This is a genomic window from Flavitalea flava, from assembly GCF_054461575.1.
In genome coordinates, this window is record NZ_JBTLQH010000021.1 from 1 (window position 1) to 22,797 (window position 22,797).

The 22,797-nt window shown below is 46.7% G+C and carries 17 protein-coding genes; 9 read left to right on the top strand and 8 right to left on the bottom strand.

All coding sequences use genetic code 11. From position 1 onward, the window contains the following. Positions 1–117 (bottom strand): biotin/lipoyl-containing protein (locus tag ACX0G9_RS18055; protein WP_459066425.1); only part of this gene is annotated, 117 nt, incomplete at its 3' end. 63 nt (positions 118–180) lie between these two features. Next, positions 181–1,431 (bottom strand): CinA family nicotinamide mononucleotide deamidase-related protein, encoded by a 1,251-nt coding sequence (locus ACX0G9_RS18060; protein WP_459066343.1) that lies wholly within the window; start codon positions 1,429–1,431, stop codon positions 181–183. Positions 1,432–1,606: 175 nt separating this feature from the next. Here ACX0G9_RS18060 and ACX0G9_RS18065 point away from each other — a divergent pair, with 175 nt between their 5' ends. Then, entirely contained in the window at positions 1,607–2,044 is a 438-nt protein-coding gene (locus ACX0G9_RS18065) for a DUF6526 family protein (protein ID WP_459066344.1), read from the top strand. Here ACX0G9_RS18065 and ACX0G9_RS18070 read toward each other — a convergent pair. Both ACX0G9_RS18070 and ACX0G9_RS18075 read right to left on the bottom strand, forming a co-directional pair. Next, positions 2,029–2,448, bottom strand: coding sequence for an acyl-CoA thioesterase (locus ACX0G9_RS18070; protein WP_459066345.1), 420 nt, complete (start codon positions 2,446–2,448; stop codon positions 2,029–2,031). The genes ACX0G9_RS18065 and ACX0G9_RS18070 overlap by 16 nt on opposite strands. A gap of 79 nt (positions 2,449–2,527) precedes the next feature. Beyond that, entirely contained in the window at positions 2,528–2,938 is a 411-nt protein-coding gene (locus tag ACX0G9_RS18075) for a DoxX family protein (protein ID WP_459066346.1), read from the bottom strand. 327 nt (positions 2,939–3,265) lie between these two features. Between ACX0G9_RS18075 and ACX0G9_RS18080 the strand changes: the two genes are divergently transcribed. From ACX0G9_RS18080 to ACX0G9_RS18095, 4 genes are all read left to right on the top strand, one after another. Next, a complete protein-coding gene (locus ACX0G9_RS18080; protein ID WP_459066347.1) occupies positions 3,266–6,295 on the top strand; it encodes a tetratricopeptide repeat protein in 3,030 nt (1,009 codons plus the stop codon). 75 nt (positions 6,296–6,370) lie between these two features. Beyond that, on the top strand, positions 6,371–8,032 hold the full coding sequence (locus ACX0G9_RS18085) for a TonB-dependent receptor (RefSeq protein ID WP_459066348.1): 1,662 nt from the start codon (positions 6,371–6,373) through the stop codon (positions 8,030–8,032). A 24-nt stretch (positions 8,033–8,056) separates the two neighbouring features. Then, positions 8,057–8,659, top strand: coding sequence for a hypothetical protein (locus ACX0G9_RS18090; protein ID WP_459066349.1), 603 nt, complete (start codon positions 8,057–8,059; stop codon positions 8,657–8,659). Positions 8,660–8,694: 35 nt separating this feature from the next. Then, the gene (locus tag ACX0G9_RS18095; protein WP_459066350.1) at positions 8,695–9,597 is read left to right on the top strand and encodes a class I SAM-dependent methyltransferase; all 903 of its coding nucleotides are present in this window, start codon (positions 8,695–8,697) and stop codon (positions 9,595–9,597) included. A 101-nt stretch (positions 9,598–9,698) separates the two neighbouring features. Here the strand turns inward: ACX0G9_RS18095 and ACX0G9_RS18100 are convergent, their stop codons facing one another. The 3 genes from ACX0G9_RS18100 to ACX0G9_RS18110 all read right to left on the bottom strand — a co-directional run bounded on the left by ACX0G9_RS18100 (position 9,699) and on the right by ACX0G9_RS18110 (position 11,798). Further along, the gene (locus ACX0G9_RS18100; RefSeq protein WP_459066351.1) at positions 9,699–10,277 is read right to left on the bottom strand and encodes a nucleotidyl transferase AbiEii/AbiGii toxin family protein; all 579 of its coding nucleotides are present in this window, start codon (positions 10,275–10,277) and stop codon (positions 9,699–9,701) included. 56 nt (positions 10,278–10,333) lie between these two features. Beyond that, positions 10,334–10,804 (bottom strand): helix-turn-helix transcriptional regulator, encoded by a 471-nt coding sequence (locus tag ACX0G9_RS18105; RefSeq protein ID WP_459066352.1) that lies wholly within the window; start codon positions 10,802–10,804, stop codon positions 10,334–10,336. Between the two features lie 187 nt (positions 10,805–10,991). Then, positions 10,992–11,798, bottom strand: a complete 807-nt coding sequence (locus ACX0G9_RS18110; protein WP_459066353.1) for a glutaminyl-peptide cyclotransferase — start codon at positions 11,796–11,798, stop codon at positions 10,992–10,994. 504 nt (positions 11,799–12,302) lie between these two features. Here ACX0G9_RS18110 and ACX0G9_RS18115 point away from each other — a divergent pair. Then, the gene (locus ACX0G9_RS18115; RefSeq protein ID WP_459066354.1) at positions 12,303–13,598 is read left to right on the top strand and encodes a T9SS type A sorting domain-containing protein; all 1,296 of its coding nucleotides are present in this window, start codon (positions 12,303–12,305) and stop codon (positions 13,596–13,598) included. Positions 13,599–13,626: 28 nt separating this feature from the next. Here ACX0G9_RS18115 and ACX0G9_RS18120 read toward each other — a convergent pair whose 3' ends face one another. Beyond that, a complete protein-coding gene (locus tag ACX0G9_RS18120; RefSeq protein WP_459066355.1) occupies positions 13,627–17,010 on the bottom strand; it encodes a VCBS repeat-containing protein in 3,384 nt (1,127 codons plus the stop codon). 81 nt (positions 17,011–17,091) lie between these two features. On the opposite strand from ACX0G9_RS18120, the gene ACX0G9_RS18125 reads away from it, so the two are divergent. The 3 genes from ACX0G9_RS18125 to ACX0G9_RS18135 all read left to right on the top strand — a co-directional run bounded on the left by ACX0G9_RS18125 (position 17,092) and on the right by ACX0G9_RS18135 (position 22,737). Further along, positions 17,092–17,706, top strand: coding sequence for an RNA polymerase sigma-70 factor (locus ACX0G9_RS18125; RefSeq protein ID WP_459066356.1), 615 nt, complete (start codon positions 17,092–17,094; stop codon positions 17,704–17,706). Positions 17,707–17,836: 130 nt separating this feature from the next. Further along, positions 17,837–19,114 (top strand): FecR family protein, encoded by a 1,278-nt coding sequence (locus ACX0G9_RS18130; RefSeq protein ID WP_459066357.1) that lies wholly within the window; start codon positions 17,837–17,839, stop codon positions 19,112–19,114. Between the two features lie 158 nt (positions 19,115–19,272). Then, entirely contained in the window at positions 19,273–22,737 is a 3,465-nt protein-coding gene (locus ACX0G9_RS18135; RefSeq protein ID WP_459066358.1) for a TonB-dependent receptor, read from the top strand. The last annotated feature ends 60 nt before the right edge of the window (positions 22,738–22,797 follow it).

The following is a 22,797-nucleotide window of genomic DNA, read 5'->3' on the forward strand; positions in this document are numbered from 1 at the left end:
CTCTAATATAGTCTCATCTTGCTTAACGGCATCGCCGGGTTGTTTGTGCCATTTCAGAATAGTGGCTTCCATGATACTTTCCCCCATCTTTGGCATTACCAGGTCAACAAGAGGCATAATGGTTGTTAGATTTTGGGTGTAAAGGTAATTATTTCCTCTTAAACGGTTGAATTCAATAAATTAGGTATCCGACAAGATAAATTTTCTCAAGAGATTCAAGGCATTTGTTGCAGTTAATTCAATGTTTCGCTGTCTGTCGAACCTGAAAAAGAATTTTTGAGCGATGATATTTCGATGGTTTCCAACAGCTATCCACACTGTACCCACCGGTTTATCGGTTGATCCTCCATCCGGCCCCATTATACCGGAAGTGGCAACCACATAGTCGGTGTTCAATACAGACAAGGCGCCTTCCACCATTTGCCGCACGGTCTCCTCACTAACGGCCCCTACACGGGCAATAGTATCCGCCCCGACTTTTAATACCTTTTCCTTTACCTCATTGTCATAACTGACCACACTGCCTTTATAATAATGGCTGGAACCAGGGATAGCCGTAAATAAATGGGCGATATATCCTCCCGTACAACTTTCCGCGGTCCCCACGGTTCTTCCTTTCTCCTTAAGCAGCTGCCCCAGCGCCTGCTGGATGGTCAGATCCTGATCGATCACCAGCCATTCTGTTACCTGTACCTTAAGGGTTTCGAACTGCTCCTCCAATTCCCTGGTCGTCATTTCCTTATCGGATCCCATTGCCGTCAGCCGGAGGCGCAGCATACCATAATTTGGCAGATAGGCCAATTTGATATGAGCAGGAAGGGCCGTTTCAAAGGATTGTATATGTTCCGCAAGATAAGACTCTCCGATACCTGCCAGCAGCAAGGTTCGGTGGGCGATAAAGGGCAGTTTAAAACGCCGCTGCAATTCGGGTAGTACGTAATCGGTCATCATCCCCTTCATCTCATGCGGCACCCCCGGCATGGATACAAAGATCTTACCGTCTTTCTCGAACCACATACCCGGAGCAGTTCCCCGTTTATTAGGGATGACCGTACATACATCCGGTACTTCCGCTTGTTTCAGGTTACGTTCGATCATCGGACGCTGGATGACCTTCTCAAAAATATGTTTGACGTTGGCCAGTGCACCTTCGTCCACCACCATCTTACCTCCAAAATAATCATTGAGCAGCGGTTTGGTGATGTCATCCGCCGTCGGCCCCAATCCGCCTGTGATCAGGATGATCTCCGCCTGCTGTGATTCCTGATCAAGCGTATCCCAGATACCCGACCAAACATCCCCCACGGCTACCCGGCGTCTTACCCAAACGCCAATCTTATTTAGTTCCTGCGCCATCCAGGCGCTGTTCGTATCGAGTACCTGCCCGATTAGCAATTCATCTCCGATCGTAATGATAGTGGTAAGGACCATAGTGCTTTATTTTTCCGGGGCAAAGGTATTGAAGTTTATGGTTAAGGGAAAGTGGATGATACGGTTAATGTATGACCGAATATATTACCGGGAACCATTTCTCCGGGTGAAAAAAATGGTTAAATTTAAGAAAGTTATACCCCATACCACTAACAAATACCCCAAACCTTAAACTATGCGCATCCAAAACTACCGCAATCACCGACGAACCGTTGTCCTTTATCATGGAGTTACCTTGCCCGCCATTCTCGCCCTGTTGGCCGGATCCCTGGTTAATCTGTTTAATCTCCTGCGCACATCCCATGAGGATCTTTTTTGTGCTGCTTTATTGGTGCTGGTCTCCCTGGTCCTTTTAAGCCTGTACTTCCATGGCCGGTATTTTCCCCTCCGCGCCCAGGACAGGGCGATTCGGGCAGAGGAAAACCTGCGTCATTTTACCCTTACCGGCAAACCACTGGATAAACAACTAACCATGCGCCAGATCATCGCCCTTCGTTTTGCCAGTGACGAGGAAATGGCAGGTCTTGCGAAAAGAGCGATCGACGAGGCCCTGACGAACGATGAGATTAAAAATGAGATCAGGAACTGGAGGCCCGATCATGCCAGGGTCTGAAAAAAGGGCGCCAGCTTTTTTCTCAGTTCTTCGGGCATGGTTGTCTTTTCCATGCTTTTGGCCTTCAGAAAATAAAGGCGAACCTTTCCGACTGTCAATAACTTTCCCTCTTCATTGTACACGTCCTGGTGGAATTCGATGCGATAGTCTGCCCGCAACTCCTTCAGGGTAGTTTTTACGGTCAGCAGGTCATCGTAATGGGCAGGCCGGAGGTATTTGGCTGTCCATTCAATGACGGGCATGATAACCCCCATGGCCTCCATATCCTTGTAGCTTAATCCTAACTGGCGGATCGATTCAACCCGCCCAACTTCGAAGTATTGCGCATAATTACCATGATAGACCACATTCATCTGGTCTGTTTCGGCATAACGTACCCGGATCTTCATTTCATGGGTGAACATATCGGAATCTATTAAAATTATCTCCCTGTATTTACACTTAATCTCTTCCCAAACTCCCCCTTTAGGGGGTTGGGGGGACCTATTTCCCCATCATCCCATCTACGCTTATCCTTCCGGGACCAAGCAGCAGGATCGAGAAAAAACCAGCCAGGTATAACAAGGCCGGCTCGTGTTCGGTTATAGATTGCCCTTTATGGAACAGAATAGCCGCTACAGCCAGGTTGATCACCAGCACCAGGGCAGCTACCCGGGTGAATAATCCCAATACCAGCAGCAAGGCGCAGAATATCTCTGCAAAAAGGACAAGGATCAGGGACCAACGGTGACCAATATGGAAAGGGTCGAAGAAAATGGCTTGCTGATTGCTGAAATGCATCAGTTTAGGAAATCCATGATCGATACAAAGCAACAGCCCGAAAGTCAGACGGAGGAAAAGGGTGGCCAGGTTAAACCCGGATTCGGCATACCCGGTGGACAAAAACTTCTTCATGCAATGGGAATTTTGGCCGAAGATATGGGGTCTGCGCCTGTTAAAAAAAAATTAACGTTTCCAATAGACTTAACAGCGTGGGGGTGCGAGAGGGGGGCGAGGGGGTGCGTTGATAGCGGTCGGGAGCGGGCCTAAGGCCCGGTAGGCCGTAGGGCCCGGGTCTAATAATGGCCCTTCGGGCAGTAGGCCTGTGGCCTACTTATCCACAGGTGTTTGGAACGATGTTTGGTAGAAGGTAAAATAAGTAGAAACTTTAGCCCGTAAATTATATGGTCCGAAACGGACGGAACGCCCGGCGGCGTTCTTAGAAAATCAAATAATTTTCACGTGAAGTATACTGTATTGTTTTTTTTCGTCATTCTTCTTAGCTCATCGTCAATTGCTCAGCAGACCAAATATTTTGACGACCCGCAAGCCAGTTTCAAACAGGCCAGGGAATTCTTCCAGAACGAATATTATAGCCTTGCCTATCCCATTTTCAGGGATCTGAAATATTCTCTGCGGGAGACGGACCGGAGCAATAACGACATTGAATACCAGGACATAAAATATTATTACCTGGTTTGCGCCCTGAAACAAAACGACAAAGGAGTCGTGGGCGCCGCACAGGATTATATTGCCCTGGAGAAGAGCGCCGGCCGGGTAGGGATGATGAGTTTTCACCTGGCTGAGTTTTATTTCCGGCAAAAAGATTATGCAGGTGCCGCCCGTCTTTATGAAAGTGCGGATATCGATAATCTGAGCAACCGGGATATAGCGGACCTGAAGTTTCACCAGGGGTACGGCTATTTTACCCAACAACAGTTCGATAAGGCTTTGCCTTTATTCAATGCCATACGTCAGTTACCGAAGGACCCGAATTATGTGGACGCCAATTACTACTATGGGTTTATCTGCTTTTACCAAAAGAAGTATGGCGAAGCCCTCACGGCCTTCAAAGTGGTAGAGAATGATCCCAGGTATGAAAAGGTCGTTCCCTATTATGTAGCCAATATTTACCTGGTACAGGGACAAAAAGACAAGGCCATCGAGTATGCAGAGGCCCGTCTCAAAAAAGGTAACCAGTATTACGATCTGGAGCTCCGGCAACTGGCTGGTCACGGCTATTATGAAAAACAGGATTTTGCCAAAGCTCTTCCTTACCTGGAGCAATATGTCAATCAATCCAAAAAGGTTACCCGGGAAGATCTTTACGAGCTTTCTTATTGTTATTACCAGACCCAGAACTGGAACAAGTCGATCGCCGGTTTCAAACAGCTGGGTGGCAAAGAGGATTCCCTGGCACAGAATTCCATGTACCTGCTCGGAGATGCCTACCTGCGGACCGGGCAGAAAGCCAATGCCCGCAATGCTTTTCTATTCTGTTCTTCCAACAGCAGCAATCCGGCGCAAAAAGAGATCTCCCGTTTCAATTATGCCAAACTTTCCTTTGAATTAGGCTACCAGGATATCGCCTTATCCGAATTACAGGATTTCCTTCAGCAATACCCCGCTTCCACTTACAATAAAGAAGCCAGGGAAATACTTGTCACCGTACTGGCCAAAACAAATAATTATAAGGATGCTTTAGCCCTGATCGATAGCCTGGACCACCCTTCAGAGGCCAGCCAGCGGCTCTATCCCCGGATCCTTTATGGACGGGCAACAGAAATGGTCAATGACGGTTTGTTGATCAGTGCGAACGAATTACTGGATAAGGCATTAAAGAATCCATACAATGCATCGGTCCTTCCCTATATACAATTCTGGAAAGGGGAGATCTCTTTCCGGTTGAATAAGCTCGATGATGCAGTCCATTATTATACCGATTACCTGAAGAGCGGTAATAGTAATGGCGAGGTCAACCCGGTGAATGCCAAATATAATCTGGGGTATTGTTTTCTTAAAAAGGAAAATTACCGCCAGGCGCAGGGTTTTTTCGAACAGGTCGCCGGTACCCCGAAGATCAGTTCATCCCCCATGGAACAGGATGCTTATATCCGAAACGCGGATTGTTATTATATGAACCGTGATTTCAAGACTGCACTGGCCATGTATAATAAAGTATTGGATCTTTCCTGGCCTTCCAGTGATTATGCCACCTTCCAAAAAGCAATGATCGCCGGGGTGAATAACGGAAAGGAAAAGATCAATTTGCTGAATTCCGTCAATCGAAAATTTCCCTCTTCCAGCCTGGCTCCCGATGCCAATATGGAGATCGCCGGTACTTACCTCGCCGCCGAACAGTATAAAGAGGCGCTGCCTTATCTGAAGAACGTTCTTCGCGGTTCCGGGGCAGATGCGCTGAAACCACGGGCCTATCTGCAATCCGGGATCGCCTGGTATAACCTCGATAATAATAAAGAGGCCCTGAACCAATATGACTCCCTGTTAAAACTGTTCCCCAATTCACCCGAAGCACAGGATGCCCTCGATAATGCCAAGACCATTTATGTAGAGGAAGGAAGAAGCAGCGAGTATGTGAATTTTGCCAAATCGATGGGTGTGGAAGTAAGCGCCAGCCAGGAAGATCAGCTGGCCTATTCGGAAGCCGAGGTTCAGTTCAATAACGGAAATTTCGTGGTTGCCAGCCAGAAGTTCGAAGACTATCTGTCCAAATTCCCGGATGGAAAATTTTCCCTGGAAGCCAGCTATTATAAGAGTGAAATTTATTTCTCGAGAAAAGATTGGGCAAAGGCCGCAGGCGGTTATGAAGCGGTTGCCGATAAAGCGCCGAACAAATTCGGAGAGAAATCCCTGCTGCAGGCCGCCCGCCTGAATTTTTTCGAATTGAAAAATTATACCAAGGCTGAAAAATATTTCGGTAAACTGAAGGATTTTGCCTCTTCCCAGGAGAATAAGATGGAAGCCATGCGGGGCCTTTTGCGCAGCCAGTACCAATTGGAGGAATGGCCCATTGCCGTAGAGAATGCCAAAGGTCTGCTTACTCAAAAAGGGGTAAGTACGGATGATAAGGTTCTGGCGAATATGGCAATCGCCAAGTCTTACCAGGTCGCCGGAAAATGCGAGACGGCCCTTCAGTATTTCAGAACAGCGGCATCACTCAGCAAATCTGCTTATGGGGCCGAAGCCAGGTATGAGGTCGCTGCCTGTCTGGTCGAGCAAAATCAACTCAAGGATGCCGAAAAGTCCTCCTTCGAAGTGATCAACAAATCCGGATCCTACGAAGTCTGGGTCACGAAGGCCTACCTGTTGTTAGGAGATATTTATTTTAAGGAGAAAGATCTTTTTAATGCCAAGGCTACCTTCCAGAGTATCATCGATAATGCGAAATCGGAAGAGTTGCGTAAGCAGGCTCAACAAAAGCTCGAAGAGGTAAAAGCGGAGGAAATGAAGGGGAGTAAGGTAACCCCCTAAAGGGGGAATGAAAGACATTATAAATAAGGGAAAGTATAAAAATAGTAGAGTCGAAAAAATATTGAAGCGTAAAGTATGTCTGAAAAAAATATAATACAAGGTTCGTTCAGGTTGGGTTTGTTCGTCCTGCTCCTGCATTCCGGTATTTCTACCAGGGCACAGGATACGACCAAACGCAGAACCATCGAAATCACTTCAGCCTTTAAGCCGGTACTCAGGGAAGCAGTCAAAATTAATTTTAATGCTGCACCACCCATTACTGATACGTCTAAGCCCAGACTTAGTTATTCCATCCCTGCCCAATACCTGTTCCTGAGCTACCAGCCCGGGGAAATGAAACCGGTCGCCATACGGGCAGATACCCTGGCACCCTGGGAGAACTATAACTGGGTAAAGGTCGGCTTTGGAAATGTGCATATTCCATATATCCGGACCGGTTTTAGTTTTGGGGATGGGAAAAACACCTTCTTCAATGTATTTGCCAATCAATTGAATTCCAAGGGTAATCTTTCTTATCAAACCAACAGTCTTACGGATGTGAAACTGGTTGGAACCGTAAAGACAGCAAATAACCTGGAATGGAATGGCAGTATCGGATTTAAGAATGACGGTTATTCTCTTTACGGGTACCGGCCCGATACGCTCAACTATTCAAAAGAAGATCTCAAACAGACTTTCCAGACTTATGAAGGCAGGCTCAGTCTGCGCAATATCGAGCCTACTGAATTCGGCTTGCTTTATCATCCCAATATCAAAGTATCCGTTTTTGCGGACAACCATAACCCCAAAGCAACCGAATCGAATGCTGTCCTGAATCTTCCCCTTGAAAAAACCTTTGGAAAGGAATATGCTTTCGATCTGGGTTTCACGGCTGATCTTACCAATTATAAAGTGAGCAGCGTGCCTTCCATTCAGAATAACGTTTATTGGGTGACACCGGCCTTCCTGGTCAAGACCCAGAACCTGTTCCTTCAGGCTTCTGTCGCGCCTTCCTGGGATAATAAGGATTTTCACCTATTACCCAATTTCATAGCGAATATTTCTACTTCCGACCAGCGTTTTGGCGTTCAACTTGGCTGGATCGGCTATTATGACAAGGGCTCCTATCAACGTTTCGAATCGATCAATCCGTGGCTGGCCCAACCCGGCATGCTGCTGAATACCCGGATACAGGAACGGTATGTAGGTTTAAAGGGATCCCTGGATAATCATTTTTCCTATTCGGGTAAGGTTGGATTCCTGCAATATAAGAACACGCCTCTTTTCGTAAACGATACCCTGAATGGCGGCAAACAGTTCCTGGTCCGGTACGAAAGCTCCATGGATGTGTTTCAGATTCATGGGGAAATAAGTTATATGCAGGGTGAACAGTTCAGCGCCACGGCGAGCGTTAATTTTAACCAGTACAATAAATTACAGACCGAACCCAAACCCTGGGGACTGCTCCCGGTAGAGCTGAACGCCGCCTTTAAATGGCAGGCCTTTAAGGATTTCTGGGCAAAACTGGACCTTTTTGCCTTTGACGGAGCCCAATACAGGGCCACCAACGGAGCCTCCTTTAAAGGAGATGGCGCCCTTGATCTGAATGCTGGAGTCGAGTTCAAGATCACCCGGCAACTGAACCTTTGGGTACAAATGAACAATATTTTCAATAAGAAATATGAACGCTGGCACCAATACCAGGTCTATGGATTTAATGTCCTGGGCGGGATCGTATTTTCTTTCGGCGGGAAATAAGGTTTTTTTTAATAGATTTGAGGCATGTTTTCTGTATTGAACGCCTATTTGTTCCAACATAGAAGTATCAGTATCCCCGGTTTGGGTTCCATTTACCTGGAAACCCATTCTGCTAACGTGGATGTTGCGGAACGCACTATCCTTCCACCTGTATACCAATTCCGTTTCGATAAGTATTTTGACGCGCCTGACAGAGAGTTTTTCTCTTTTATAGCGACCCAACGGAATATCCTGGATTTCGAAGCTATCAAATGGTATAATGAATTTTCTTTTGAATTGCGAAACAGGATCCGCACGGAAGACCAGGTAGACTGGGAAGGAGTGGGGATCCTTAAAAAAGATAATACGGGTAACGTGATCTTCGAACCTATCGCAGACAATGGGCTTTTTATGACCCCGACCCCGGCACTTCGCGTCAATCGCCAGAATGCCCAGCATACCCTGCTGGTAGGCGACCAGGAAAAGACTAATTTCGAAATGAACGAATGGTTGCATGAGGAAGCTTCCGGAAATAAGAAACTATCCTGGAAGCTGGCCGCCCTGATTATTGGTTTATTGGCTATTGCTATCCTGGGCTGGCATTTCTATTCGAATGGCTGGACCTGGGGTAATCAATTAAAGATGTAAAGGATCCTGCTTACAAAACTCCCTGAAATTCAACAATGGCTGAAGAATTACTGATACATTATGATAGCTGTCCCTCTTGTGGCTCGACCGATCTGCAAACTGCCCTGAGCGCAACTGATTATACTGTTTCCCATAAAAAATTCGAGATCCTTTCCTGCGATAATTGCCTGCTGCGGTTCACGCAGGATGTCCCGGATGCGTCCTCGATCGGACGGTACTACCGCTCGGACGATTATATCTCTCACACCGATACCAATAAAGGACTGGTGAACAGTCTTTACCACATGGTACGCAAACATACCCTGGGCAATAAGTATCGGTTGATCCAATCCGCCACTCGTCTTAAAAAGGGTGCCTTGCTGGATATCGGCGCCGGAACCGGGGCCTTTGCCGCTCATATGATAGAAAACGGCTGGTCCGTTACTGGTCTGGAACCCGACGAAGACACCCGGAAAAGAGCAATGTCCCTTAACCAAATACAACTTTATCCCATAGAAAAACTGTATTCTCTCCCTTCTGAAAGTTTTGATATCATCACGCTCTGGCATGTTCTGGAGCATGTACACGATCTCCATCCCTACCTGGATCAACTGAAACGGCTGATCAAACGGAAAGGAACCATTTTTATCGCGGTTCCCAATTATATGTCCTTCGATGCCCGCGTATACAAAGGAGCCTGGGCTGCCTACGATGTACCCCGTCATCTTTACCATTTTTCTCCCGCCTCGATGGAGCAGCTGCTGGAATTGCATGACCTCCAATTGCTGGGGAGCCGCCCTATGTGGTACGATAGTTTTTATATCAGCATGCTGAGTGAAAAGTATAAGACTGGCAAAGGTAACCTGGTGAAGGCCTTTTTTACAGGGGCTATTTCGAACCTGAAGGCATTCGTGGATAAAGCGAAGTGCAGCTCGTTGATTTATGTGGTGGGGAAATAGACTTTCTTTGATGCTTCTGGCAGCTTTATAGGTATGCCGGCGAGGTGCCTGTGTAGGCCATTAAATTAAGATTCTATTTTTAAAAGAGATGAGAAGAACGATTAAACTATTTCTGCTATTTCTGATTTGATAATCTCCCAGTGTTTTCCTAAAAGGCAGATTGGGTCAAAATCCTCATCGGCCAGAGAAAAGTCAGTAAAATGGTTTATGATTAAATTTTCATCATGGGAATAGGGATAGCGTTCCTTATGCAATGAAAGCATTTCCGTTAAGGAAAATTGATCCATTAAGATGTGCAAGTCCCAAAAGTCTTTTTTTCTCCCTCTCCGTTGAACTACATCCAATTTCATAGCAGTTATCTCTTCTAAAGAGGCAAGACGAATAACATCAGCTTTTTTAATGTCCCTTATGAATGGATCTGTATAGTACAGGTCGAGTTTGACCGCTTCTTGTGGGTTATCTCCCAGAATGTAAGAACGCCCCATTCCGACAATTCCTGGCGTTGGCTTACTAACGTATTTGTATTTAGAGCGAAGGAAGGCGTCCAATGCATGAAAATCCAGAGAGCCATATTTTGCATCAGTAAATAGGTCCACATCTACTGACAATCGGTGCCCGAGCTGGAGGCTTAGCGAAGTACCCCCAACGAGACGAAAAGGCTCGAAAAGTGGCTCATTCATTAACAACTCAAGGGAGTTGCGAAGAGGTTCGGTTACGGTATTCCAATGAATGGTATTCAGATGATTGTTTCTTTTATAGATTTTGCGATGCGTTTTACCTCAGTTTTTCCATAAAACCGCAAGAGCTCTTTTTTTTCAGATAATGTACCGCGTCCCAATACTCTTTCAATTACTGCCCTTTTTTGTTTTATCCAGTTAATTTGCTCCATTTTGGTATCCCAGAAAAGAGCGGGGCGAAATTGTTTTATATTAGGAATGTCAGATGATTGTTCCTTTTGCCTTTCTTGTTTGATGTCATAGAAGACCTGGAGCGTCATAAAAAAACCTTCTTCCATTCCAAAAGCATTTTCTATCCGAATGGCAAGTGAGGTGTTCATTCTGCGTTTCCCTTTGGTAATTGCTCCCAATATCTGTGGATATTCACCGATAGAAAGAGCAAATCGACCTTTGGAGATTTTTCTCTTTTTTAATTCACTTTCAAGGACAATTCCCGGGTGAATACCTTTGAGATATTGAAACGAATTCATATCTCAAAAGTAATCAATTTTATATAATCTAAAAAGTATAATCAATTTTGATTATTTTTAACAATTTTATTCTTTAGAACCACATCGTTAAAATGCTGAAAATCAATAATTTAAAAGCTGATTCCTGGAAAGTAAGGGAAAGTAAAGGAGCGGCGAAACTGCGATTTTTTGAAAATGGCGCGGCAGCTTAATACGGAAATTTGATTTCGTAAAGGTTCGGCCATAATTTCCCGGTGACATATACTTTTCCGGCAGTGGAGTCATAGGCAATTCCATTGAGGACATCGCTGGAAGGGTATTTGTTCTTTACCTCATTTACCAGGGAAGTCAGGTCCAAACGCCCGGTCACTTTGCCGCTGGATGTATCGATCTTCAGGATATAATTGGTTTGCCATACATTGGCATACAGGGATCCTTTGATCAGCTCCAGTTCATTGATATTGCTCACGGGGCCGTTGTTGTCCGTCACACCGAGAACCTTGATCAGGCGGAAGGTATTGGGATCCAGCCAGCTAATATTACTCGAGCCGTCGCTCATGATCAGGGAATTGCCATCAGTGGTCATTCCCCAGCCTTCTTTGCTGGGAAAGTTAAACTCTCCTATCTTTTTGAAAGTATGGGCATCATAGATAAAACCAACTTTTGTGGTGTAGGTTAACTGGTACACTTTGCCCTTCAGAAAGGCAATCCCTTCCCCGAAATATTTATTCCTGTCCAGTTCGACCTTTTTGTCGATGGCTCCCGTTTTGAGGTTCAGTACCCCGAATAAAGATCTGCGGCTTTCCGGCATGGAAGGCTCTGTTCCGGTGCTTTCATATAACTGGCCTTCATGGAACAACAACCCTTCGGTAAAAGAGGATGTATCGTGAGGCATTGCCTGCATGACGCTGAAATTGATAAGGGGAGGGGTATTGTCGCCGGCCGTTCCGGTACTTGTATTATCTCCACCGTTCCCTGAGCGGTCCGAATTGGTACAGGATATGAAAAAAGTCAAGAGAAAACCAGCGAATAGAAGAAACCTGCTCTTATAATTCATAGATAAACCGATAAGGGACAAATTTACACTTCAGCCTCTTCAATATGAGTGGGGAAATGCAAAATTTCTTCTAAAAACTTGCATTTCAGGTAAAAAATGTGTTCTTTTACAGTGCTTATTATCTGAATACCAACCCTACCGCCCCCCTTTCTGCCTTAATGTCCTTCGGACGGGTGTATTCTAAACCAGTTTACCGTATAATATCCTTCCTTGATTAGCCTGCCAATCTCCTCTAAGAACCTATTGCCATGCCCGCAATCCGTCACCTGTTTTGTTACCACCAGGGTACAAACGTCGAAATGCTGAAAGCTAAAGCGCCGCTAAAAGCACTTTTGGATTCTTTCAGTCTTTGCCGGGTTTGCTGCAATATTTATCCACCTAGAATTTGTCCAAGCGATAGTTTAGTATTTCTGGTTACCTGTCGTCCAATCCCTCCCATGAAAGCCCCTTAAAACAGGTTTCATGAAAATTTTTCTACCCTTAACGGTATTTTTATTAATAGCTCATCTGGGAACGATTGCTCAGGCCGACTGTCGTTCATCCCAATATAAGGAGGACCTGATCCGTAACACCCCGGGCCTTGCTATCCGTTTACAGGAAATCGAAAGTTTTACCCGCCGTCAATTGCAAAGACCATCTGTTGCCGTTACCGGGATCGACCACGGGACTTCACAAGGTAATAATAATGTGATCACGATTCCCGTTGTAGTACATGTCCTCTATAACTCATCCAATCAGAATATAACTGACGCACAGGTTAGATCCCAGATAGACGTACTCAACAGGGATTACCGGAAACTAAATCCGGATACGCTTCAGATCCCCGCTTATTTTAGTTCACTGGCTGCCGATTGCGGTATCCGGTTCGAACTGGCCAGGGTGGACCAGAATGGATATGCCACTACAGGAATTATACATAAACATACCAATGTACAGGCCTTTTCGGTCAATGATGCCATTAAGCTCACGTCGAAAGGCGGAGACGATGCCTGGGACAGGGATAGTTACCTGAATATCTGGGTGGGTAACCTGAGCCAGGGTATCCTTGGATATGCAAGCCCTGTGGGCTGCACCAAAGGAACGGACGGGGTCACGATCCGCTTTACTGCTTTCGGAACGATGGGAACAGCTTTTGCTCCCTTTAACCTGGGACGGACGGCTACCCATGAGATCGGTCATTGGTTAAACCTGATCCATATCTGGGGTGATGCTTCCTGTGGAAACGACCAGGTGGATGATACCCCGCAACAACAGAATTCCAGTTCCGGAAACCCCAGTGGTATTATCGTTTCCTGCGGCAACGGAAGTTATGGTAATATGTATATGAATTATATGGATTTTACCGATGACATCGGTATGCATATGTTCACCTCTGGCCAACGTAGCCGGATGCAGGCACTGTTCGCAGAAGGAGGTTTCCGCCGGCCCCTGCTTTCTTCCACCGCTCTTACTGCAGTTGCCATTCCAAATCCCAATCCTCCGGAGCCCGATCCTACTGCTTCCGGAGACGGCGAAAACGGAGCGGGTTTCCACATTTATCCCAATCCGGTTATCAACACCGTATCGGTGACCATTACCGAACCTTCCCATGCCGGATCCCTCCTGGAAATTTATAATCTTACCGGCCAAAAGGTCCTGTCTTTCCGGATCACGGCTAACCTTTTTCAGGAAGATCTTTCCCAACTGTCAAGAGGTATCTATTTTGCAAGGATCAATGACGGAACGAAAAGAGATGGATTTAAACTGGTTAAATTATAGGGGGTAGTTTTATATTTATAATAATATTTTATTTCCTTAGCACCTGTACAGGACCATTATAACCTGCCGCTACCAGGAATTGATGTTTGCCACCTTTCAGACCGATCAGGCTGCGGGTATCTCCTGGGATGTAAAGCCCGGTTTGTTCATAGGTAAGTGGAGTGAATTCTCCCTTGCCGTTTCCTTTCCCGCCATATTCAAGGATCAGGCCCATACCCGCATCCAATGGCCCAAGCTGAGCGCGAAACGGGTAAAAATTTCCCGCAAGAATTAGATTTCCTGTTCCCGCGGACCCCGGTTCAGGCACGATCCCATTGATCATGCTGATCTGTGCATAATTGGGGAGGGGGAGGATCGTCCATTTGCGGTTACCTTCATTATGCAAACAGATGGACGACAGGATCCGGACATTGCCGATACTTGCCCTGGCAAGCTGGTCGGGTGTCAGGAGATCTTCTATTTGAGCATCCGCATAATCGGCGTAACGGGAGAATTTTTTTTGCTGGGCCGGGAGTTCCCGGAACAATTCATCACGGGAGGCATAGGGATAACTTTTGCCTTGTATATAATAGGTGAGGAGCGGGTCGAAAGTGCCATTGCCGCTGAAATCCCCATAATAGATCTGCAAAGGTTCTTTTTCCGAGGCCCGGAATTGATTATTGGTGCCCATATTGCCGATAACCAGATCGGTATCGCCGTCTCCGTCAACGTCCAGTGCGGACAGGCAGGTCCACCAACCTTCGGAATGGGAAAGGCCATTGGCAGCGGTCTGATTAACCAGCTTGCCCTTCCTGTTCTCGAATAGGGTAACAGGCATAAAAGCGCCAACGACCACCAGGTCTGGCCATCCGTCTTTATTCAGATCTATCCAGCAAGCGTCCGAGACCATGCCGGGAGAGCCGAGGGTGCTGTCCCGCTGGTCTGCATCCTTTTCAAAACGGATATGACCCGGTGTGCTGTTGTTTTTGAGTAAAAAACTTTCAGGCGCTTTGGGAAACAAACCGGGACTGATTTTGCCGCCTACAAAAAGATCGGGTTTTCCATCTTTATTATAATCGGCAGCGCGAACACAGCCACCGCTGACGGTCTCTGCCGGAAGGGCACCTGGCAGAAAAGTGAAATTGCCCTTGCCATCGTTTTCGAAAAAGCGGTCCTGGTAATTCTTGCTGCCCTGTGGATAGTCTGCGCCTCCGCTCACCAGGTAAAGATCCTGATCACCATCTCCATCCGCATCGAAGAATAAGGCACTCGTATTGGCATGCTCCTTATCCTGGTTCCAGGGTTGTGAGCCGGCGATGTGGAAGTTGCCATCCGCCGTCTGGAGATAAAGCGCACTCTCCTGACCGTTAGTGCCTCCGATAAAGAGGTCTTCCAGCCCATCTCCATTTACATCGCCTTTAGCCAGACAGGGACCGACCCGGGATACCTGGTAGGGAAGAAGAGGGGAGATCTTAAAATCTACAAAATTGCTGCCTTTATGCACATAACTGACGCCGGAATTTTTCGTGATGTCCGAATAGACAGGATGGGCCAGTTGGGGTTTTGTAATGGCAGAATTGAATGTATTGGATAAAATGGATGGGGACGCTGGAGGTAAAGCGGCTTTTTCAAAAAGGGTAAGGAGGGTATCGGCCCGGAAGTTTTCCATTACCGATCTATTTCCTGTTGTCCAGATCACGGTCAGGGATTGGATCATTGAATCGATTCCGCACCCGATATGCATGACCGGATCAACCGAAGATTGAAATCCACGGGAAAGATATTGTTCCTGGTATTGTTTGCCTGCGGTTGTTTGTACGATAACCTTGGCGCCGATCCCGAACGTGTTCGGTTTGTCCCCTTCGAAACGAAGACGGAGATAATGGCCCTTGTGCATCACAGCAGCATTGTTCCTGTAAATAATCGGTCCGTCGTTCAGGGTATTGATGACGAGGTCCAGGGCGCCGTCATTGTTCAGATCCGCATAGACGGCACTGTTACTAATACTTTTTCGGGTAAGCCCCCAATCGGCAGATGTATTGGTAAAACTGAGATCATGGTTATTATGGAAAAAATAATTGGTCATTTTGGTGGAGGGCATGTCCTGTACCAATTTCCACATTTCCACCTTATTGCCGGTCTTTTCCCCCTGCCCCATGGAATATCCGGAGGTATATTTTACAAAATCCAGGTTGGTAATATCCCTCAGGATCCCATTGGAAATAAAAAGATCTTTCCATCCGTCATTATCAAAATCGGCCAGCAGAGGAGCCCAGCTCCAATCCGTATTGGACATGCCCGCCAACTGACCCACTTCACTGAACTTTGGAATGCTGTCCGGTCCTACACCATTGTTTAACTGAAGGGTATTGCGCATTTGCTGGTGATGAAAACCATGGTCCGCGCGAAGGGTATATTTATCATAGTTATCCGCACCCCTCAATAATTTCTGCCGGTGATTACTTTCCGGCAGCATGTCGAGCACGACGATATCGGGTTTGCCGTCATTATTGTAATCGGCGATCTCCGAACCCATCGCGAATTCGGAAATATGGCCGGTCGCCCTGGTGAGCACTTCCCGGAAAGAACCCCTATGATTATTGAGATAAAGGAAGTCCCGTTCGTCATAGTCATTGGTCACATAGATATCGGGCCATCCGTCTCCATCGACATCGCTGATAGAAACGCTCAATCCAAAATTGAGCCCGCTCCCGTCGATATGCGCCTGTTCACTGATATCTGTAAAATGCCCGTTGTCATTACGATAAAGCCGGTTCCCGAAACGGGGGTGCCGCTGCGCCCTTAATTTGTCCGTATTAAAAAAAGGATTAAAGAACATATCCGCATGGTTCACCATGAACATATCCAGATCTCCGTCATGATCGAAATCAAAGAAGGCTACGGTGGTCGTATAGGTTCCCGGGGCATCCAGGCCATATTCTTTTGCACTTTCCCTGAATACGGGTACGCCGTCCTTTAGGCCCTGGTTGATGTATAATTCGTTGGCCCTTGCTGCGTCGGTCCCCGGACCTGAATAACAAACATAGATGTCCAAAAGCCCATCCCCGTTCACATCCACCATTACGGCCCCGGTCTTCCATTTGTCACGTCCACGGACACCTGCTTTTTCGCTTACATCTTCGAATTGGAAATTTCCCTTATTCAGATAAAGCCGGTTGGGGGTCATATTCCCGGTGAAATAAATATCGGCCAGCCCATCTCCGTTGACATCTCCAACCGCTACGCCACCTCCATTATACAGGTACTCATAAGTAAGGATATTATAGTCCTCATTTTCCCTGATATCATTACGGAAATCAATATGCGTAGTTTCAGCAGGTATTTCGGTGAAAAGCGTATCGTTTTTTTGCGGATGGTCGCAGGCAAAGAAAAGAAGAAACAGAACGAAAGGGAGCCTTAACAATTTGTTCATGGGCTGAATTTATTAAAATAATATTAAAATATTTCTTTTAACTTTAATTTGCGAATCAAAACGAACTGATTAGTAACTGCTATGCCAATTCATATGGGCGTGTTATTTTCCGATAATGAGAAAGATGGCAGATCGCTGTTCGAAGCGATCGCCCTGGGGGATACCGCAGCATTTTCCAGCTTGTTCAAAAGTTACAGGGCGAGGGTCTACAGCCTTGCCTTTAAATGGACGAAAAGCACCTATGCAGCGGAAGAGATCACCCAGGACGTATTTATCAGTATCTGGACCGGAAGGACAAATCTTCCCTCCGTCAAAGATCCCCGTGCCTATCTCTACACGATCGTTTATAATAAGATAAGCAGGCATTTAAAGAAAGAAGCCAATAAAAACCGCATTCTCCTGTTGTCTCAATGGCATACCAGGGATGCTGTCAATGAGACAGAGGAAAAGATATATCTATCTGAAGGACAGCGTTTTGTGAATAGCGCGCTCGCAAAATTATCTCCTCAAAAAAAGATAATTTATGATCTGAGCCGGAATAAAGGTAAAAGTTATGAGGAGATTGGGGAAAGCCTGCATCTTTCTCCGCATACCGTAAAAAGCCACCTGGGAACCGCACTGAAATTTATCCGGAATTACCTGAAAAATAATGCTTTATTACTGGCCGGGTTGCTGTCTTCTTTTTTCTCCCATTGATTTTCCCTTCTTTTTCGCCCGTTGATTTTAGCTTCCCAAAAAAAATAGTTTTAAAATAACTTCCATCCCGCTCATCCTTTTTCTTTTGAGGTGACTCTATTATAGTAAGGAAATAGTTACGCTACTTATTATGGGTAAAGACAGGATTACTTATTTACTGCACCAATACAGTAATAACAGGGCTTCCCGGGAGGAGGTCGCCGAGATGTTCGAATGGCTGAAGACTGCTCAGGGCTCCGCGGCACTCAAAGAAATCATCCTCGATCCTGCTCATGAGCAGGAAAAATCTCTTGTTCGGGAGCAGGATTCACTCCTACCTGCCCCGGAAGATTGGGCCAGGATATGGTCCGGTATTAAACCGGCCGGTACAGTCCGTTTCATATCCCGGGCCCGTTTACGGGTTGCTGCGGCCCTTCTTTTACTGGCGATGACCGGCGCCTCTTTTTGGTTCTATGTTAACGGAAAAACAAAGACAGTCGCATCGCACCATACGATCACCGATCCCTATAAAAACGATATTGCTCCGGGTGGACAAAGAGCCCTGCTGACGCTGGCCAATGGATCGACGATCGTGCTGGATAGTGCAAAAGATGGAATGCTGGCACAACAAGGCGGCACACCTATCCTTAAACTGGATGCAGGTGCCTTGGCCTATAATGCAAAAAACAAGATGCCATCCGGTGAAAAGAACACAGGAGATGGAAGAAGTTCCGCAGAAGTATTATTCAACACCATTGCCACTCCTGCGGGGGGGCAGTACCAGGTCGTACTTCCGGATGGAAGCCGGGTCTGGCTGAATGCCTCTTCCTCGATCCGCTTCCCGACGGCTTTTACGGGGAAAGAAAGATCAGTGGAACTGACAGGTGAGGCTTATTTCGAAATAACCAGAAATCCAACATTGCCCTTTCACGTTCGGGTAGGAGGAGGCATGGATGTGCAGGTATTGGGAACGAATTTTAATGTTATGGCTTATTCGAACGAGCAAAATATCCGCACCACCTTGCTGGAAGGCGCTGTCAAGGTATTTCCCGCTGGCAGCGCGGGTATCAGAGCAGATCACCACGGAGAGGGAGGAATACCTAAGCAGGGAGTAAGGCTGGAACCCGGAAAACAGGCGGTCATCGATAACGAATCGCATGAGTTGAAGGTCGCCGATGCCAATATAGAACAGGTTGTCGCCTGGAAGAACGGCCAGTTCCGGTTTAAAGAAGCCCCGATCAGGGAATTGATGAGGCAGGTGGAAAGATGGTATGATGTAAAGGTTATTTATCAAACAGACCGGAAGGATCAGGACTATACAGGAATCGTACCCATTAATCAACCTGTATCGGCCTTGTTGCAAACATTGGAACTGACGGGAACGGTACATTTCCGGATCGAAGGCCGAAACATTATTGTATTACCCTAAAATATAACCCGTTGAAAAAAAACGTAAGAGAATAAACACCAGGAATAAGCCGGTAAAAAAACGGGAGCGGTTGGAGCCGCTCCCGGGAAAATAGTCCGGTTTTTAAACAGGCCCAAAGCTATAGGTCACTGAATTTTTAAACCAAACTTCTCAAAAGTATGAATCTAACTGCACACGGCAAAGTCACGCCTGTCAAGGGGCGATTGCCGGCCAAAATGCTAATGATTATGCGTCTAACTGCCATTTTACTGCTAACTGCCACGTTGCATGTCAGCGCTACCGGGCTCGCTCAAAAGGTTACTATTTATCAAAAGAATGCCCGGCTGGAGGAAATATTCGAGATCCTTCAAAAACAAAGCGGTTATAATTTTATGTATAACAGCCACATGCTGGCCAAGGCAAAAAAGGTGACGATCCGGGTCACCAATGCCTCCGTCGAAACTATCCTGGCCCTGTGTTTCAAAGATCAGCCCCTTACTTATGTCGTCCAGGATAAGATCATTGTGGTAAAGGAAAAGGAAGAACTGAAAAACACGACCTCTACGGCTCCTCCGGTTCCTCCTCCGCATCTGAGCGGTACGGTTCGCGACGAAAACAATAATCCCGTTGAAGGGGCCGCCATTACGGTCAAAAGTCTGAACACAGGTACGGTCACGGATAAACAAGGTAAATTCCAGCTCAATATTCCCGATGGAGCCTATGAGGTGGAGATCTCTTTTGTAGGCTATAAATCAGAAAAAAGGACGGTTACTGTTGCAGGTGGTCAATCTCCTGCGCTTACCATTACCCTGCACGTTGGGGCTTCAGGTCTTAATGAAGTGGTCGTGGTTGGTTATGGTACACAACGCAAAAGAGATGTGACCGGTACGATCAGTACGGTCAAGGGTGACGATCTGAAGAATGTTCCCGTCAGTAACCCCGCAACTGCCCTCCAGGGTCGTGCTTCCGGCGTCGATATCGTCCGCGCAGATGGTTCTCCCGGCAGTGTTCCCACCATCCGGATCCGGGGTACGGGTACGCTTAACAATGCCGACCCCCTTGTCGTCATCGATGGCGTTCCTGCAGGAACCCTGAATGATATCAATCCGAATGATATCGCCTCTATCGAAATTTTAAAGGACGCCTCGTCCTCCGCTATTTATGGAACCCGTGCCGCTAATGGCGTAGTGCTGGTGACCACTAAAAAAGGAAGTTTCGGGGATCAGATGAAAATTAGCGCCAATCTGTATACGGGTAATTCCAAGATCGTTAAATACCTGGACCTGTTGAAGGCGCCCGATCTGGCGCCGCTCAAACTGGAAGCCTATACGAATGATGGAGTTACCAGCGGTCCCAGTGTGGATTTCTGGAGCGATCAAGCCAATGCCATTCAACGGACCGATTGGCAAAAGGCGTTGTTCGGGACGGGCAAGACCAATAATGCGGATCTGGCTATACGGGGAGGAAATGCCAGTTCGAGTTACAGTTTCTCCGCGAACTATTATGATGAAAAAGGATTGATCATCAATTCCAATTTTAAACGTTACAGCGCACGAATCAACTCGGAGCACAAATTGAGCAACCGTATCCGGGTCGGAGAGAACTTCCTGTATTCGAAACGAAGCGGTTCGTCGCCTGATACCCGTTCTACGCAGACGGGGCTTGTCTGGAGTGCGCTCCGGTTCAATCCTTCCATTCCCGTGTTTGTCGATTCAACCGGTAAATGGGGATCATCAAAAGGCAAGTCCGAACAGGGGGATATCAATAACCCCGTTTTTACGGCAACAACCAATGACATTTCTCTTACCAATAACAATTTGCTGACCAATGCCTACATCGAGATCGATTTGCTGAAAGGGCTGAAGATCCGGGGAAATATCGGCTATGATCAGGAAGTAGAAGAACGGTATGAATTTTATCCCGCTTCTCCCGATCAGACCCGCGTACAACAATTAGCCAGTCTGAAACGGCAGCACCAGGAATATTCTTCTCTGCTCAATGAAATTTACCTGACCTATAACGGGCAGTTCGGCAAGGATCATAGCCTGATCTTCACCGGCGGTTATTCCGCACAGACATCCAAAGGGTATTATTATTATGGTCAGCGGACCGGGTTCACTGATACCGATCCTAACCAGATCGTGCTGAACAATGGAAACGGCGCCAATCAGTTTTCGGGTGGGGGCTCTGATAATTCCGTAGGTTCGAATACCCCAACCGGTCTTCTTTCTTATTTTGTCAGGGGTAATTATTCCTTTAAAGGAAAATACCTGTTAACGGGAACGATGCGTGCAGATGGATCCGGCAAATTCCCTCCCGGAAAAAGATGGGGTTATTTCCCTGCCTTCTCTCTCGGATGGCGGATCTCGGATGAGAATTTCTTTAAGAATAATATCACCTTCCTCAACAATCTGAAATTGACAGGGGGATGGGGACAACTGGGGAACCAGAATGTAAACGATTTTCAATTCCTGGGTATCCTGCAGAATGGTGGCCAGTATGCTTTTGGCGCACCCAGCAATGTTGTCAATGCCTCTTTTATCACCAGTCTTTCCAATCCAAATATTACCTGGGAAAGGGCGGAGATGACCAATATCAGTGCTGAGTTCGGTTTGTTAGGCAATCACCTGACGGGAACGGTCACCTATTTTAATAAGAACACCAGGGATATGCTGGTGCCTGCCTCCATTGTAGAAACTTATGGTGCGGCTCCCAGTATCTACGGAAATGTCAGTGTTCCCGACCAGAATCAGGGAATCCTGAATAACCACGGGGTGGAGATCGACCTCACTTATCAAAACACTTCCGGAAAACTGAGTTATGCATTCGGTGTGAATGGTTCCTTCATTAATAATAAGGTTACGCATCTGTACGGTACCAAGACCGATTATATCGGATCTGTTTTTTATGGCCGTGAGTCATTGGAAACATCACGTACCTATGAAGGCCAGCCGATCGCTTCCTTTTACGGATTTAAAACCAATGGTCTGTATCAGACCCAGGGTGATATCGATAAGGAACCCGGTATCGCCAATGATCCGAATAAGGCGAATATCCTGCCGGGTGATGTCCGTTTCGTCGATATTAACGGAGATGGAATCATCGATGATAAAGACCGTGTAAACCTTGGAAACCCCAATCCAAAATTCACTTTTGGTTTTCACGGCAACCTGGCCTACAAAGGCTTCGATCTGAGTTTCAATTTCGCCGGCCAGACGGGCAGCAAATTGTACAATGCCGACCGGATGGTAGGATTGGACGGCACACAGTTCTTCAATATGTATGAGGAGGCCAGGAACAGGTGGCACGGGGCAGGGACGAGCAACAGCGTACCCCGCCTGAGCAAGGCCAATCTGAACGTCAATAACAGGTCCTCCGATCTCTGGATCCAGAGCGGCAATTATATTTCCCTGAAGACAGTAGCGTTGGGATATACCTTCCCTAAAACGATGATCGGAACCCTGCAGATCCCGGAATCAAGGATCTATGTGAGCGGTTATAATGTATTTATGCTGACAGGTTATAAAGGTTATTCTCCCGAGCTGGGCTATACGCAGGCCGGTAATAACAGGCAAAGAGGGGTGGATGTGGCTCAATACCCATCGGCCAGAAGTATTACGGTTGGGGCAACGTTTAATTTTTAGCATGTAAAGTTCGGTCCGGTTGCCGGAATCCGGCGACGGTCCAGAATTTTTGAGAACCTT

Excerpts from the sequence above, each read along its gene's own strand:
- ACX0G9_RS18105 (WP_459066352.1), bottom strand. The coding sequence starts at position 10,804 with ATGAATTCGTTTCAATATCTCAAAGGTATTCACCCGGGAATTGTCCTT.
- ACX0G9_RS18060 (WP_459066343.1), bottom strand. The coding sequence starts at position 1,431 with ATGGTCCTTACCACTATCATTACGATCGGAGATGAATTGCTAATCGGG.
- ACX0G9_RS18115 (WP_459066354.1), top strand. The coding sequence starts at position 12,303 with ATGAAAATTTTTCTACCCTTAACGGTATTTTTATTAATAGCTCATCTG.
- ACX0G9_RS18070 (WP_459066345.1), bottom strand. The coding sequence starts at position 2,448 with ATGTTCACCCATGAAATGAAGATCCGGGTACGTTATGCCGAAACAGAC.
- ACX0G9_RS18120 (WP_459066355.1), bottom strand. The coding sequence starts at position 17,010 with ATGAACAAATTGTTAAGGCTCCCTTTCGTTCTGTTTCTTCTTTTCTTT.
- ACX0G9_RS18095 (WP_459066350.1), top strand. The coding sequence starts at position 8,695 with ATGGCTGAAGAATTACTGATACATTATGATAGCTGTCCCTCTTGTGGC.
- ACX0G9_RS18125 (WP_459066356.1), top strand. The coding sequence starts at position 17,092 with ATGCCAATTCATATGGGCGTGTTATTTTCCGATAATGAGAAAGATGGC.
- ACX0G9_RS18130 (WP_459066357.1), top strand. The coding sequence starts at position 17,837 with ATGGGTAAAGACAGGATTACTTATTTACTGCACCAATACAGTAATAAC.
- ACX0G9_RS18085 (WP_459066348.1), top strand. The coding sequence starts at position 6,371 with ATGTCTGAAAAAAATATAATACAAGGTTCGTTCAGGTTGGGTTTGTTC.
- ACX0G9_RS18075 (WP_459066346.1), bottom strand. The coding sequence starts at position 2,938 with ATGAAGAAGTTTTTGTCCACCGGGTATGCCGAATCCGGGTTTAACCTG.
- ACX0G9_RS18100 (WP_459066351.1), bottom strand. The coding sequence starts at position 10,277 with ATGAATGAGCCACTTTTCGAGCCTTTTCGTCTCGTTGGGGGTACTTCG.
- ACX0G9_RS18065 (WP_459066344.1), top strand. The coding sequence starts at position 1,607 with ATGCGCATCCAAAACTACCGCAATCACCGACGAACCGTTGTCCTTTAT.
- ACX0G9_RS18090 (WP_459066349.1), top strand. The coding sequence starts at position 8,057 with ATGTTTTCTGTATTGAACGCCTATTTGTTCCAACATAGAAGTATCAGT.
- ACX0G9_RS18135 (WP_459066358.1), top strand. The coding sequence starts at position 19,273 with ATGAATCTAACTGCACACGGCAAAGTCACGCCTGTCAAGGGGCGATTG.